The organism is Variovorax sp. J22G73, assembly GCF_030317035.1.
Classification (GTDB): Bacteria; Pseudomonadota; Gammaproteobacteria; order Burkholderiales; family Burkholderiaceae_C; genus Variovorax.
This window is the reverse complement of sequence record NZ_JASZYK010000001.1, coordinates 1,419,030-1,433,365: the sequence shown is the minus strand read 5'-3', so window position 1 is coordinate 1,433,365 and position 14,336 is coordinate 1,419,030. Positions and strand designations below refer to the sequence as shown.

Below are 14,336 nucleotides of genomic sequence, written 5' to 3'. Positions count from 1 at the left end.
TCGCCGGCCTCCCGCCAGCGCCATGGGCACCATGGCCGCCTCATGCGTGTTGCGCATGCGGCGGCCGCCTTGTTGGCCGGTATCCGGGCTGGCAGAGCACCCCTCGCCGCCTTCCCAGGCACCTGTTTCAGGGCGCCCAGTGGCTTGGATGGAAAGGGGGTGGCGCCTTGCGGCGCCGTCTGCTTGACCGTTGCGGGGGCAGCGCAGGTGGCTTCGGCCATGTTCCGACCTGCGTGAACGCGAAGGTCGGGCGGGCTTTGACTCCTGCTTCCCGTTGAACTGCGCCGTGCGAACCACGCCGCGAGCACCAACGGGCGGCATTTTAGGCCCTGCGGACTCGTCTTTAAGTCGAAAGTTGCGCCCCGCCGCTAACATCGGCCGCCATGATGCGGCCTGCCTCGATGTTCCTGAATCTTCGTTCGGCGTTGCAGCGCCTCTTTGGTGTTTCCGGCTGGCAATCGATGCTGCTGTGGTCGATCGTGGCGGGGCTGCTCGGCACGCTGGCCACCGAGCTTTTTCGCGCGGCGCTCTACCACTTCGAGCACCTGCTGCTAGGCCCCGGCGAAGGGCTGGTGGCCATGGCCAAACACCTGCCGTGGTGGGCGCGCATTGCCTGCCCCACGCTCGGCGGGCTGGTGGCGGGCCTGCTGCTGGTGGCGGCACGTCGCGTGGCGGTGCGCAGTGCCACCTCCGACTACATGGAAGCCATCGTGCTCGGCGACGGCCGCATTCCGGTGGCGCAGACGCTGGTGCGCAGCGCCTCGTCGCTGGTGAGCATCGGCACGGGAGGCTCCATCGGGCGCGAAGGCTCGATGGTGCAGCTCGCTGCGCTGGCCGCGTCGCTGCTGGGGCGGGTGTTCCGCTTTCCGGCCGAGCGGCTGCGGCTGCTGGTGGCCTGCGGCGCGGCGGCGGGGCTCACCGCCGCCTACAACGCGCCCATCGCGGGCGCCTTCTTCGTCGCGGAAATCGTGCTGGGCTCCATCGCGATGGAAAGCGTGGGGCCGATCATCATCGCCTCGGTGGTCGCCAACGTCGCGATGCGCGCGCTGCCCGGCTACCAGCCGCCGTATGCGATGCCGGCCTTTCCTGAAACGCACGGCACCGAGGTCGTGCTGTTCTGCGTGCTCGGGGTGCTGCTCGGGTTTGCGGCCATCGGCTTCCTGCGCGCGCTGCAGGGCAGCCGCGCGCAGTTCTCGCGGCTGCCGCTGGCGCTGCCGTGGCGGCTGGCGCTGGGCGGGCTGCTGATGGGCGCCATCTCCGTGCCCATGCCCGAGGTGTGGGGCAACGGCTACAGCATCGTCAACGGCGTGCTGCACACGCCGTGGCCGTGGACGCTCATTGCGCTGGTGCTGGTCGCGAAGCTCGCCGCCACGCTGGCCACGGCCGGCTCGGGCGCGGTGGGCGGCGTGTTCACGCCCGCGCTGTTCTTCGGCTGCATGGTGGGCGCGCTGTTCGGCCAGGGGGTGCAGGCGCTGTGGCCGGCCGCCACGTCGGCACCGTTCGCCTACGCCATCGTCGGCATGGGCGCGTTCCTGGCGGGCGCCACGCAGGCACCGCTGATGGCGATATTGATGATCTTCGAGATGACGCTGAGCTACCAGGTCATGCTGCCGCTGATGGCGGCCAGCGTCATCGCGTACTTCGTGGCGCGCTCGGCCAACGCGGGGTCGATGTACGAGATCACGCTGCGGCGCAACGAGCAGCGCGACACGCAGTTGCGCCTGCGCGGCCTGCACATGCGCGACCTGGCGCAACCGGCCGAAACGGTGGTCGGGCCCGAGGCCGACCGCGAGGCGATGAGCAAGCTCTTCCTGCAGCACCCGGTGAAGTACCTGTACGTGGTCGATGCCGGCAACCGCTACCTCGGCGTGGTGCCGCTCGCGGCGCTGGGCAGCGCGCCCACCGAGACCAGCGCGGGTGCCCTGCTGTCGCAAGCCATCCTGCCGGTCACCGCGGACACCGGGCTCGGCGAGGCGCTGCAGCGCTTTCTCGACCACCTGGGCGAGCGGCTGCCGCTCATCGAGAGCGCCAGCAACCCGGTGCTGCTGGGCGTGGTCGCCAAGAGCGCGCTGCTGGCCACCTACGTGCGGCTGAGCGAAGCCTGAAGACACCACGAAAGCACTGCGCAAGGTTTGATCGGCGGGCCGCGAAGCCGCAGAATCCGGAGCACGCCGGGCACCGCGCCCAGCCTCGGCAGGACCGCTTTCCCAGGAAACTACAATCGCCAACCATGCCCGCCTCCAGCCCCATCGACCAGATCGCCGAGCGCGTCGAACGCCTGCTTGTGCGTCACGAAGAGGTGCAGCGCACCAATGCGCTGTTGCAGGAACAGGTCGATGCGCTCACACGCGAACGCGACGCCCTGAAGTCGCGGCTCGCCGCGGCCCGCACGCGCCTCGATGCGCTGCTCGAACGGTTGCCGGCTGAACCACCTTCCGAAGATTCCCCCGCATGAAGCAGATTGAAGTACAGATCATGGGCCAGAGCTATTTGCTCGGCTGTCCCGACGGCGGCGAGGCGCAGCTGCGCGAAGCCGTCGACCGCGTGGACGCGGCCATGTGCAAGATCCGCGACGCCGGAAAAGTCAAGGCCCGCGACCGCATCGCGGTGCTGGCCTCGTTGAACCTGGCCTTCGACCTGGCCGCGCAGCAGGCCACACAACAGGCCGCCTCACAGGCCACCCCACAGGCCGCCGCGGCAGCGCCGGCCCCCGCGGTGGCGGCCGCCACCGACGCGCAAGCCAGCGCCGAAGCCGACCCCAGGGCCGCCCAGCTCATTCAAAGACTCGATCAGGCCCTGGCCGGCGATGGACATTTGCTCTGAATGAGCGCGGCGGACACATACGGGGCGTAAAATCCGCCTTGTCTGCAGACGTGTCGGGCTTAATATTTCCTTGTTCCAATGCTCTCCGGAGCCGGGCTTGGTACATCGCTAGACGGGCGTGATCATCTCGCGTCAGATGAACCCGAAGTCTTGCTGCCCTCGCCCACCTGAACCCTGGTTCAGGATGCGGGTCCGGCACACCATCTGCAGACACCTTTTCCGGCCACGGCCCCCAGCACCAGTTGCTCGGGGCCGTTGCTTTTTCCAGCATCCGTTTTTTCCGACGCCGACGTGAACCTCTCCGCCTTGCTCGACCCCCTGCTCATCGCCGAACTCGCCGCCCTCGGCCTGGGCACCGGTTTTCTCGCGGGCCTGCTGGGCATCGGCGGCGGCATGCTGATGGTGCCGTTCATCACGATCATCATGGGCCAGCGCGGCGTGCCGGCCGACCTCGCGGTGAAGATGGCCATCGCGACCTCGATGGCCACCATCATCTTCACCTCGGTGTCCAGCGTGCGCGCCCACCACAAGCGCGGCGCGGTGCGCTGGGACATCGTGCAGCGGCTGGCGCCGGGCATCGTCATCGGCAGCCTCGCGGGCAGCCTGGGCGTGTTCGCGCTGCTCAAGGGCACGGCGCTGGCCATCTTCTTCGCGCTGTTCGTGGGCTTCTCGGCCACGCAGATGTTTCTCGACAAGAAGCCCAAGCCCACGCGGCAGATGCCGGGCACGGCCGGCCAACTGGGCGCGGGCGGCGCCATCGGCTTCATCTCGGGGCTGGTGGGCGCGGGCGGCGGCTTTATCAGCGTGCCGTTCATGACGTGGTGCAACGTGGCCATCCACAACGCGGTCGCGACCAGCGCGGCGCTGGGCTTTCCGATCGCGGTGGCCAACGTGCTGGGCTACGTCATCGCGGGGCATTCGGTCGAAGGCCTTCCGGCCGGTTCGTTCGGCTACATCTGGCTGCCCGCGCTGGCGGTGATTGCCGCGTGCAGCGTGTTCACCGCGCCGCTGGGCGCCAAGGCGGCGCACAGCCTGCCGGTGAAGAAGCTCAAGCGGGTGTTCGCGAGCATTCTTTACCTGCTGGCGGCCTACATGCTCTGGAAGGGGCTGCACGGCTGAGGCCGCGCCGGGCGCTGCATCAGTCGCGGCACCGATCACGGCATCAGCTACTGCACCCGCTGCTGCCGCCACTCGCGCGGCGAGCAGCCGAAGCGCTCGCGAAATGCGCGGCTGAAATGCGCCGCGTCGTTGAAGCCGCGGCCATAGGCAATCTCCGCCACCGGCCTTCCCGCGAGGCGCGGCTCCAGCAGGTCGCGGCTGCATGCCTCGAGCCTGCGCTCCCAGATGTACTGCGAGGGCGTGAGCGGCTCGCTCTTGAACACGCGGTGGATGTGGCTCACCGACACCCCCAGCTCCGCCGCCAGCGTGCCCACCGACAGCATCGGGTCGGCCAGCTGCTCGTCGATGCGCCGCTTCACGCGCGCCAGGTGGTACGCCGTGAGGTTGCTCAGCGCCGGCGCGCGCGCCGCCGGCAGCGTCTGCAGCCCCGCCACCAAAATGTTCTGCACCCCGTGCGCCACGGCTAGCGCCGAGGCGGGCTGCAGCGTGTCGATGTCCTCGCGCAGCGTGCGGATCATGCCCAGCAGCAGGTGCCCCGCGCCTTCGCGGCCCGACACGGTGGTGGCCGTCAGCGCCTCGGTGTCGCGCAGCTCGCTGCGCAGGCGCTCGCCGGGCAGCTTGAGCACGATCTGCTCGAACGACTCCTCGAACAGCAGCTCGTACGGCCGCGTGCTGTCGTACAGCGCGAAGTCGCCGGCCGACAACACCGCGTCGCGGCCGTCCTGGCGCACCACGCCATGGCCGCGCGCCTGGATGCTGACCAGGAAGTAGTCGTCGCTCGAATGCGCGATGTGCCCCGGCGTGCGCATCACCCGCTGCGGCCCTGAGGTGACCACCGACATGTCGAGGCTGGGCAGCGTGTGCTGGCGGATGCTGCCCTCGAAGTTGCCGGTGTCGTCCTGCTGCACCGCGTCGCATTCGAGCTGCACGTAGACGTTGCAGATCATGTCGGTCCAGTAGGCGAGCCGCTGGTCGCGCGAGACGGCGTCGGTGCTGAGCAACTGGGTCATCGGAATTCCTCGAAAGGCTACGTATGGCTGAGACGGGCTGTGAGAGCCCGGGAACACGGCATGCAACGCTGGAGCAAGAACGCCGCGAAGCCGGGTCAAGGCGTTCCGGCGGCGCGAATCTACGCTTCAAGCAACCCGCATGCCACAGCGCAAACCCGGTGCGTGCGGCGGGTGACCCGTTACGTCGCTTTCGCTTTCATTGCACTTTCACCGCCCCATTTTTGCGTTTGGAGAAACCACCATGCCGACCACCGTCCACCCCAAGCTGCGCGTTGCTGCCGTGCAGGCCGCGCCCGTGTTCCTCGACCTCGATGGCACCATCGACAAGACCATCGACCTGATGGCGCAGGCCGCCGCGCAAGGCGTGCAGCTCATCGCGTTTCCCGAAACGTGGGTGCCGGGCTACCCGTGGTGGATATGGCTCGACTCGCCGGCCTGGGGCATGCAGTTCGTACAGCGCTACCACGACAACTCGCTGGTCATCGGCTCGCCGGAGTTCGACCGGCTGAAGGCCGCGGCGCGCAAGCACCGCATCTGGCTGTCGTTCGGCTACAGCGAGAAGGCCGCGGGCAGCCTCTACATCGCGCAGGCGCTCATCGACGACCAGGGCAACACCGTGCAGACGCGCCGCAAGCTCAAGCCCACGCACGTGGAGCGCACCGTGTTCGGCGAAGGCGACGGCGCCGACCTGCACGTGGTGCCCACGCCCATCGGCAACATCGGTTCGCTGTGCTGCTGGGAGCACCTGCAGCCGCTGAGCAAGTACGCCATGTACGCGCAGAACGAGCAGATCCACTGCGGCGCGTGGCCCAGCTTTTCGCTGTACCGCGGCGCGGCCTACGCGCTGGGGCACGAGGTGAACAACGCGGCGAGCCAGGTGTACGCCGTGGAAGGCGGTTGCTTCGTGATCGCGCCCTGCGCCACGGTGTCCAAGGCCATGAGCGAGCTGATGTGCACCGACGCGGGCAAGCAGCAGATGCTGGGCACGGGCGGCGGCTACGCGCGCATCTACGCGCCCGACGGTTCGCCGCTGGGCACGCCGCTGGCCGACGACGCCGAAGGCCTGGTCGTTGCCGATATCGACCTCGGCATGATCTCTCTCGCCAAGGCCGCCGCCGACCCGAGCGGCCACTACGCGCGGCCCGACGTCACGCAGCTGCTGCTGAACAAGACCCGCCGCGAGCCCGTGGTGGTGCAGCTCACGCCGGAGCCCGAGGCCAGCGTGCCGCAGCCAGAGCCCAAGGCCAGCGTGCCGCAGGCCGAGGCCGAATCCGCGTCCGTCGCGGCTTGACGCCCGACCCCAGGAGCCACGCCATGGAATCCGCCATCGCCGACCACCTGAAGTGCCCGCGCACGCGCCACCGCCGCGTGGAAGACGACTACACCCCGCCCTACCCCGTGTGGTCGGCCCGCGCGCCCGTCGCCGTCAAGCAGGTGGTGATGGGCTACTTCGGCGTGCAGTCGCGCGGCGCCGCGCTGCAGGGCCGCGCCTGCGCCGCGCTCATGAAGATCGCGCGCGACTTCGCGCTGCCCGACGGGCCGGGCCACCACGACCTGGCGCACTACGTCGACGCCGACGGCTTCGACAACATGGTCGCCATCGCCTACTGGCACGACGCCGCGGCGTACGCACGCTGGTGCGCCACGCCCGAGGTCGATGCGTGGTGGCGCTCGGAAGAACGGCTGTCGGAGGGCCTCGGCTACTTCCGCGAAATCGCGTCGCCGCGCGTCGAGCACTTCGAGACCATGTTCAACACGCCCGACCGCTTCGAGGGCGTCGGCGTGGTCATGGGCGAGCTCAGCGGCGAGCTGCAGGAGCACGGCTACTGGGGGTCGATGCGCGACCGCATCGCGCTGTCGCAGACAGATGCGATGGCGCCCTCGGGCACGCGCGCCGTCATCGCCGGCACGCCGGCGCCGGGCCAGCGCGTGCGCGTGGCCGGCCACGAGAACATCGCGATGATTCGCTCGGGCCAGGAATGGACCGAGACCACCGGCCAGGAGCGCACCCTGTACCTCGACGACATGGAACCGGTGCTGCGCGAAGGCATGGACTTCCTGCGCGACCAGGGGCTGGGCATCGGCTGCTACAGCAACCGCTACATGCACCACCTGGATGCGCAGGGCGCGCCGCTGCAGAAGTCGTTCGGCCTGAGCTACTGGCGCTCGCTGGCCGACATGGAGCGCTGGGCCGAGTCGCACCCCACGCACGTCGCCATCTTCGGCAGCTTCATGCGCTACGTGCAGGCGCTGAACTTCCAGCTGCAGCTGCGCGTGTACCACGAGGTGTCGGTGCTGAAGGCGGACGAGCAGAGCTATGAGTACATCAACTGCCACGCGCGCAGCGGGTTGATGAACGGGCTGGCGCCGGTCGCCTAACGCGGCAGTGTCAGGCGTCAGCCCCCGAACAGCCCCTTGTGCTCCGCCCGCAGCAGCGCCTTCTGCACCTTGCCCATGGTGTTGCGCGGCAGCTCGGGCACCACGAAGCAGCGCTTGGGGATCTTGAAGTTCGCGAGCTTCGACTTCAGGTCGGCCACGATGGCCTCGGCGTCCAGCGACGCGCCCGCCTTCGCGATGACGATGGCCACGCCCACCTCGCCGAAGTCGGGGTGCGGCACGCCGACCACGGCGCTCTCGGCCACGCCAGCCATCTCGTTGATGTAGCCCTCGATCTCGGCCGGGTACACGTTGTAGCCGCCGCTGATGATCAGGTCCTTGCTGCGCCCGACGATGGTGATGTAGCCCAGGCCGTCGATCTTGCCGACGTCGCCGGTCTTGAAGAAGCCGTCGGCGGTGAACTCCTCCTTGGTCTTCTCGGGCATGCGCCAGTAGCCCGCGAACACGTTGGGGCCGCTGACCTCGATGTTGCCGATCTCGTCGGTGGTGCAGTCGCGCCCGCTGTCGTCGCGCACGCGCAGTTGCACGCCCGGCAGCGCGAAGCCCACGGTGCCGCCACGGCGCTCGCCCTGCTCGGGCTTGTACGGGTTGGAGGTGAGCATGGCGGTCTCGCTCATGCCGTAGCGCTCCAGGATGGTGTGGCCCGTGCGCTCGCGCCATTCGTCGAAGGTCTCTATGAGCAGCGGCGCCGAGCCCGCGATGAACAGGCGCATGTTCGCCACCGCCTTGCGCGTGAGGCCGGGCTCCGCCAGCAGCCGCACGTACAGCGTGGGCACGCCCATGAACACGGTGGCCTCGGGCAGCTTCTGCACGATGCGCTTCGGGTCGAACTTGGAAAACCACAGCATCTTGCTGCCGTTGAGCAGCGCGCCGTGCAGCGCCACGAACAAGCCGTGCACATGGAAGATGGGCAGCGCGTGGATGAGCACGTCGCCTTCGGTCCAGCCCCAGTAGTCCTTCAGCACCTCGGCGTTCGACAGCAGGTTGCCGTGCGACAGCATCGCGCCCTTGCTGCGGCCGGTGGTGCCGCTGGTGTACAGGATGGCGGCCATGTCGTCGGCCTTGCGCCGCGCGGGCACGTGCTGGTCGCTGCACAGCGCGGCCACTTCGAGCAGCGTGCCGGTGCGGTCGTCGTCCAGCGTGAAGACGTGCTTCGTGCCCGCCGCGGTGGCAATCGGCGCGACCCACAACGCATTGCGGCTGGTGCACACCACCACGGCCGGCTCGGCGTTGCCGATGAAGTACTCGATTTCGGCGCTCTGGTAGGCCGTGTTCAGCGGCAGGAACACATAGCCAGCGCGCAGCGTGGCCAGGTACAGCAGCATGGCCTCGACCGACTTCTCGACCTGCACCGCGATGCGCGCGCCGGGCTCGAGCTTCAGCGCGTCGAGCAGGTTGGCGATCATGGCGCTCGCGCGTTCGATGTCGCGCCACGAATAGAACAGGCCGCTCTCGGTCTCGACGGCAATGCTGTCGAGCTCGGCGGGGAAAGCCGCGCGCAGGGCGGCGAACAGGTTGGCGTTGGCGGTCTTCTTCATCACTTCTTTGAGCGGGTACTTCAGAAATTCGGGGTGCGCTTGGCAAGGAAGGCGGCGATGCCCTCGCGGTGCTCCGCGGAGTCGGCGTAGTCGTAGGCCGTGGCCAGCAGGCCGTGGAACGCGGGGCTGCCTGCGTTCAACGCGGAAAGGCCGGAAAGGGGGGAAAGAGCGGCAAAGGTCTTCTTGTGCAGGCGCGCGGTCTGCGGCGCCAGCACCGCGATGCGCTCGGCATGGGCCTGCGTGGCGGCGGGCACCTCGTCGTCGGGCAGCACCTTCAGCAGAAAGCCCGCGTCGTACAGGCGCTGCGCGCCGTGCACGCCGGCGGCCAGCAGCATGTCGCGCGCGAGCACGTCACCGATGGCGCCATGCACCAGCGCCGCTTCGCGCGGCGCCATCGGAAAGCCCAGCCTGGCAATGGGCGCGCCGAACCTGGCGGAGGCACCGGCCAGGCGAATGTCGCAGCAGCTCGCCATCTCGACGCCCGCGCCCATGCACGCGCCTTCGATCTGCGCGACCAGGGGCAGCGGGCAGTCGAGCATGGCCTGCAGCGCGGCCCACACCTCGTTCTCGTGGAACTCGCGCAGGCTGGGCTCTTCGAAACGGAACGACGGGTACTCGGAAATGTCGCCGCCCGCGCAGAAGGCACCGCCCTCCCCGCGCACGACAACGCAACGCAGGCCCGCGTCGTCGGTGCGAAAACCGTCGAACACCGCGCGCAGCTCGCGCCACATGGCGCGCGTCATGGCGTTCAGCCGCCCCGCGTTGGCCAGCGTGACGAACGCGATGGCGCCCTCTCGGTGCAGGTCGATGCGGCTCGCGAGCGTCATTCGATCTTGGCGCCCGAGGCCTTCACCACCGTGGCCCAGCGCTTGATCTCGGCGCTGACGAAGCTGCCGTAGGCGGGGCCGGTCAGCGTCGGGATCTCGGAGCCGTTCTGCGCCCAGATGTTCTTGATGTCGTCGGCCGCCAGGATCTTCTTCATCTCGTCGATGATCTGCGGCTGCACCTCGGCCGGCGTGCGCCGGGGCGCCCACAGGCCGTACCAGGTGGTCACGGTGTAGTCGGGCAGCCCGACCTCGGCGGCGCAGGGCACGTCGGGGAACGCGGGGTTGCGCTTGGCGCCGGCGACCATCAGCGCCTTGATGCGGCCGCTCTTGATGTACTGGGCCGACGAGCCCAGGCCGTCGAACATCAGGTCGACGTTGCCGGCAATCAGGTCGGCCAGCGCCGGGCCCGCGCCGCGGTACGGAATGTGGGTGATGAAGGTGCCGGTCTGCAGCTTGAAGAGTTCGCCCGCCAGGTGGTGCGAGGTGCCCGCGCCGGCCGAGCCGTAGTTCAGCTTGCCGGGGTTGGACTTGGCCAGCGCGATGAGCTCCTTGATGCTCGTGGCCTGCACGCGGCGCGGGTTGACCACCACCACCTGCGGCACGTTGGCCAGCAGCATGAGCGGCACGAAGTCCTTCTCGATGTCGTAGTCCAGCCGCGGGTACACCGACGGCGCGATGGCGTGGTGCACCGCGCCCATGAACAGCGAGTAGCCGTCGGCCGGCGCCTTGGCCGCCACGCTGGCTCCCAGCGTGCCGCCGGCGCCGCCGCGGTTGTCGATGATGAGCGACTGGTTGGTCAGCCGCGAGAACTGCCCCGACAGCGGCCGCGCGAACGCGTCGGTGCCGCCGCCGGCCGGGAACGGCACGACCATGGTCACGGGCTTGGTCGGCCAGCTTTGCTGGGCGCGCGCGGCGCCGCTCAGAACAGCGGCACCGGCGGCGGCCACGCGCAGGACGTCGCGGCGTTGAAAACCTGGGTTCATTTGTCTCATCTCCTGTCGTTGTGGATTTTGCCGCCCCGTGCGGCTCTCTCTGACGCGGCCGCCAGCGTGCTGGTTGTTGTAGTGCACGGCTGCCGGCCTGGCGAACGCCCTCAGCCTTTCTTGAAGTACAGGCTTTCGATGTCCCCCGATACAGCGACCTTGCCGTCGGCCAGCCAGGTGCGGTGTTTGTCCAGGCGCTTGAGGTCGTACAGGTAATTGACCATGAGCCCGTACGACTGCTTGTGCCCCTTGGGCGACGGGTCGCCGGCCCAGTTCAGCCGCTCGACGCGGGCGCCGTTGCCCAGGTGGAAGCGCGCGACCGGGTCGGCCGGCGTGCCGTCGACCAGCGCGCGGCCCAGGTACTCGGCCGCGGCCTGCAGCAGCCATTGCCGCAGCGGCGACCTGGCGTCGAGGCTGGTGGCTGCGTCCACCGCCGCGAGCAGGCGCTCGGCGGTCGGCGGCAGCGAGCCGACGAGGCGGCCGATTTCGGCCTCGCGCTTCTCGTCCAGGCGCGGCAGCAGCTCGGCGGCGTTCTTGGCGAGCCAGGTGCGAAAGCCCGGAATCGGCGACAGCGTGGCAAAGGTCTTCAGCCGCGGCAGTTCGTCCTGCAGGGTCTCGACCACGCGCTTGATGAGCGAGTCGCCGAAGCTCACGCCGCGCAGGCCGTTCTGCGTGTTGCTGATCGAATAGAAGATGGCGGTGGTGGCCTTGGCCGGCAGCACCGGCACGGCCGCCTCGTCGAGCAGCGGCGTGATGCCGTCGCTGATGCGGTCGACCAGCGCCACCTCCACGAAGATCAGCGGCTCGTTGGGCAGGCGCGGGTGGAAGAAGCCGTAGCAGCGGCGGTCGCTGTCGTCGAGCCGGTTCTTCACGTCGGACCAGCTTTTGATGTCGTGCACCGCCTCGTAGCGAATGAGCTTTTCGATGAGCGACGCGGGCGAGTCCCAGTCGATGCGGCGCAGCTCGAGGAACGCCACGTCGAACCAGGTGGAAAAGAGCTGCTCCAGCTCGGCGTCGAGCGAGAGCAGGCGCTTGTCGGCCTTCAGGTGCGGCAGCAGGTCGGCGCGCAGGTCGACCAGAAAGCGCATGCCCTCGGGCTCGACCGCGAAGCGCTGCAGCAGCCGCATGCGCGGCGACACCAGCGCGCGGCGCAGGCGCAGCTCGGCCTGGCCTTCGTCGGGCGTGCCGACGGCCGACTGGTGCTGGTCGCGTGCGGTCTTGAGCTTTTGCGCGTCGGCGGCAAAGTGCTCGCTCATCAGCGCCCAGTAGTCGCGCCGCTCCTCGGTGGTGGCGGCGCGGTAGGCCTCGGCGATGGCGTGGGCCCGGCGACCGCCCTCGACCTCGCTCACGCGCGGATCGATCACGGCCTGCAGGTCGGCCAGCACACGGCGCAAGGCGCGCGGCGACAGCGCTTCGTCGGCCTTGCGCAGGGTGACCAGCAGGCGCTCGGCGGTCGAGCGCGCGCTGGGCTTGGGGGCATTCTTCGGCGCGCTCCTGGCCGCCGCTTCAGGCGCCACGGGCACCTTCGACTTTTCGCCGGAACGCAGACGCGCCTGGAACCATTCGGTCGCACTCATCGGGACACCTTCATGTAGAGGGGCGAGCTCATGGCATCACCCTGGATTTTTGCTGGCGCATCACTTCGCGCAGCGCCTCGCGCTGGCGCGTCATGTGCGTGCGCATGGCGGCGTCGGCACCCTCGCTGTCGCGCGCCTTCAGCGCGGCGAACACGGCCAGGTGCTCCGACAGGCTCTGGTCGAGCCGGCCCGGCGCATGCAGCTGCTGCAGCCGCGCGAGCTTCAATATCTTGCGCAGGTCGCCGATCACCTGGGCCAGCCACTTGTTGTCGGCCAGCTGGATGATGGCCTCGTGAATGATGTGGTTGGTGGCGTAGTAATCGTTGATGCGCCGCGCCTTGGCATGGCGCACCAGCCGCTCGTGCAGCGCATCGAGCTCGTGCAGCTCGGCATCGCTGGCGTTGCGCGCCGCCTCGTAGGCGCAGCGCCCTTCGAGCAGCGCGATGACCGGAAAGATCTCGTCGAGGTCGCGCTCGGTCACCTCGTTGACGAAGCAGCCGCGCCGCGGCTCGTGCCGCAGCAGGCCTTCGGCGGTGAGCACCTTCAGCGCTTCGCGCAGCGGCGTGCGCGAGATGGAAAGGCGCTCGCACAGGGCGGCCTCGTCCACGAAGCTGCCGGGCGCCAGAGTGCCGTCGAAGATCTGCTCGCGCAGCGTGGCGGCGACTTCGTCGTGCAGGGAGTTGGGGACCAGGCGCATGGGAGGACTCGTGAGGACTCGTCGGAACGGGCAACGTCGGAATTGAAACCGCGTAATTTCCTGTAATTACGCGTAATTCTGAGCCCGCATCCCATGCGGCGCAAGGGCCGCGCACCCCGTGCGCGGCTGGGATTTACCCTGCGAACTAACGAATCAGGCGCGCGCGGTGCTCGTCTTGGTGGCCGTGCGGCCGAACCAGAACCACAGCGCGATGCCGGCGACGACCATCGGCACGCTGAGCCACTGGCCCTGGCTCAGGCTGAGCGCGCGCAGGCCGAGGAAGTCGTCGGGCTCGCGGAAGTACTCGGCCACGAAACGCAGCACACCGTACCCGATAAGGAACACCGCGGCCACCTGCCCCTGCTTGCGCTCCTTGCGCGCGTAGAGCCACATCACCGCGAACAGCAGCAGCCCTTCGAGCAGGAACTGGTACACCTGCGACGGGTGGCGCGGCAGCATCGAGCCGCTCTGCGGAAACACCATGCCCCACGGCAGGTCGGGGCTGCTGAAGCGGCCCCACAGCTCGCCGTTGATGAAGTTGCCCACGCGGCCCGCGGCCAGGCCGGTCGGCACGCAGGGGGCGACGAAGTCCATCACCTGCCAGAACGGGCGCGCACGCGAATGCGAGAACCACACCATCGCGCCGATCACGCCGAGCAGCCCGCCATGAAAGCTCATGCCGCCCTGCCACACATAGAGAATTTCGAGCGGATGCGTCAGGTAGAACTCGGGCTTGTAGAACAGGCAGTAGCCCAGCCGCCCGCCGACGATGACGCCCATCACGCCGAGAAAAAGAATGTCCTCGATGTCCTTGCGCTGCCAGGCGCCGGCGCCGACCAGCGAGCGGTACGGCTCGTGGCGCAAGCGGCGCGTGCCGAGAAAATAGAACAGCGCGAAGGCGGCCAGGTAGGTCAGGCCGTACCAGTGAATGGCCACCGGCCCGAGTTGCAGGGCGATGGGGTTGATCTGCGGATACATGAGCATGCGCGGATTGTGCCCCGGCCGCGTGTCGGGACCGGCGCGGGGATATTCAGGCCGAATTCAGGCCGAATTCACGGCCGAACCTGGCGCCCGAAGCGCCACCACAGCAGCCCCGCCACCACGGCTGGCACCGCGAAGATCAGCAGGAAGATCGGCAGCTCCTCGGCCACCGAATAGCCCGCCGTGAGCACGCCCACGGCCATGTTGATGCCCGCGCCGACGAACCACGCCGGAACGAACCACTTCGCCGCCGCGGCCAGCGCCACGGCAGAGCCGTCGCCCACGAAGCGCGCGGCCAGCAGGAAAACCGCCAGCAGCACGAAGCCGCCGCCCATCACCAGAACCGTGTGCATGTCGTTTGCCCTCCTGGGGCGCATCTTGCCG

At 68.9% G+C, this 14,336-nt stretch carries 14 protein-coding genes and 1 riboswitch; of the genes, 6 read left to right on the top strand and 8 right to left on the bottom strand.

Translation table 11 applies throughout. The features are described 5' to 3' along the window. Positions 1-57 precede the first annotated feature (57 nt). Positions 58-326: riboswitch (cobalamin riboswitch) on the bottom strand. Between the two features lie 57 nt (positions 327-383). The 4 genes from QTI51_RS06740 (at position 384) to QTI51_RS06725 (ending at position 3,942) form a co-directional block, all read left to right on the top strand. Next, entirely contained in the window at positions 384-2,105 is a 1,722-nt protein-coding gene (locus QTI51_RS06740; RefSeq protein WP_116908860.1) for a ClcB-like voltage-gated chloride channel protein, read from the top strand. Positions 2,106-2,230: 125 nt separating this feature from the next. Then, a complete protein-coding gene (locus tag QTI51_RS06735; protein WP_116908859.1) occupies positions 2,231-2,455 on the top strand; it encodes a DUF904 domain-containing protein in 225 nt (74 codons plus the stop codon). Then, complete coding sequence (locus QTI51_RS06730; protein ID WP_116908858.1) at positions 2,452-2,823, top strand: cell division protein ZapA; 372 nt, start codon at positions 2,452-2,454, stop codon at positions 2,821-2,823. The genes QTI51_RS06735 and QTI51_RS06730 overlap by 4 nt, the downstream gene beginning before the upstream one ends. Positions 2,824-3,114: 291 nt before the next feature. Further along, positions 3,115-3,942, top strand: coding sequence for a sulfite exporter TauE/SafE family protein (locus tag QTI51_RS06725; protein WP_116908857.1), 828 nt, complete (start codon positions 3,115-3,117; stop codon positions 3,940-3,942). Between the two features lie 47 nt (positions 3,943-3,989). Here QTI51_RS06725 and QTI51_RS06720 read toward each other — a convergent pair whose 3' ends face one another. Continuing rightward, positions 3,990-4,952, bottom strand: coding sequence for an AraC-like ligand-binding domain-containing protein (locus tag QTI51_RS06720; protein ID WP_116908856.1), 963 nt, complete (start codon positions 4,950-4,952; stop codon positions 3,990-3,992). A gap of 241 nt (positions 4,953-5,193) precedes the next feature. Between QTI51_RS06720 and QTI51_RS06715 the strand changes: the two genes are divergently transcribed. Then, entirely contained in the window at positions 5,194-6,243 is a 1,050-nt protein-coding gene (locus tag QTI51_RS06715; protein WP_116908855.1) for a carbon-nitrogen hydrolase family protein, read from the top strand. 23 nt (positions 6,244-6,266) lie between these two features. After that, positions 6,267-7,331: a phenylacetaldoxime dehydratase family protein gene (locus QTI51_RS06710; RefSeq protein WP_116908854.1), complete on the top strand. Its 1,065-nt coding sequence runs from the start codon at positions 6,267-6,269 to the stop codon at positions 7,329-7,331. Between the two features lie 17 nt (positions 7,332-7,348). Here the strand turns inward: QTI51_RS06710 and QTI51_RS06705 are convergent, their stop codons facing one another. The 7 genes from QTI51_RS06705 to QTI51_RS06675 all read right to left on the bottom strand — a co-directional run bounded on the left by QTI51_RS06705 (position 7,349) and on the right by QTI51_RS06675 (position 14,305). After that, entirely contained in the window at positions 7,349-8,887 is a 1,539-nt protein-coding gene (locus QTI51_RS06705; protein WP_116908853.1) for a malonate--CoA ligase, read from the bottom strand. A 20-nt stretch (positions 8,888-8,907) separates the two neighbouring features. After that, on the bottom strand, positions 8,908-9,714 hold the full coding sequence (locus tag QTI51_RS06700; protein WP_116908852.1) for an enoyl-CoA hydratase/isomerase family protein: 807 nt from the start codon (positions 9,712-9,714) through the stop codon (positions 8,908-8,910). Then, positions 9,711-10,697 (bottom strand): Bug family tripartite tricarboxylate transporter substrate binding protein, encoded by a 987-nt coding sequence (locus QTI51_RS06695; protein WP_116908851.1) that lies wholly within the window; start codon positions 10,695-10,697, stop codon positions 9,711-9,713. Before QTI51_RS06695 ends, QTI51_RS06700 begins: the two co-directional genes overlap by 4 nt. Positions 10,698-10,807: 110 nt before the next feature. Then, positions 10,808-12,274 carry a malonyl-CoA decarboxylase gene (locus QTI51_RS06690; protein ID WP_116908850.1) on the bottom strand — a complete coding sequence of 489 codons (1,467 nt, stop codon included), beginning with the start codon at positions 12,272-12,274 and terminating at the stop codon, positions 10,808-10,810. 28 nt (positions 12,275-12,302) lie between these two features. After that, on the bottom strand, positions 12,303-12,971 hold the full coding sequence (locus tag QTI51_RS06685; protein WP_108135279.1) for a GntR family transcriptional regulator: 669 nt from the start codon (positions 12,969-12,971) through the stop codon (positions 12,303-12,305). Positions 12,972-13,124: 153 nt separating this feature from the next. After that, positions 13,125-13,955: a prolipoprotein diacylglyceryl transferase gene (gene lgt / locus QTI51_RS06680; protein ID WP_116908849.1), complete on the bottom strand. Its 831-nt coding sequence runs from the start codon at positions 13,953-13,955 to the stop codon at positions 13,125-13,127. A 68-nt stretch (positions 13,956-14,023) separates the two neighbouring features. Beyond that, on the bottom strand, positions 14,024-14,305 hold the full coding sequence (locus QTI51_RS06675) for a hypothetical protein (RefSeq protein WP_116908848.1): 282 nt from the start codon (positions 14,303-14,305) through the stop codon (positions 14,024-14,026). Between the last annotated feature and the right edge of the window lie 31 nt (positions 14,306-14,336).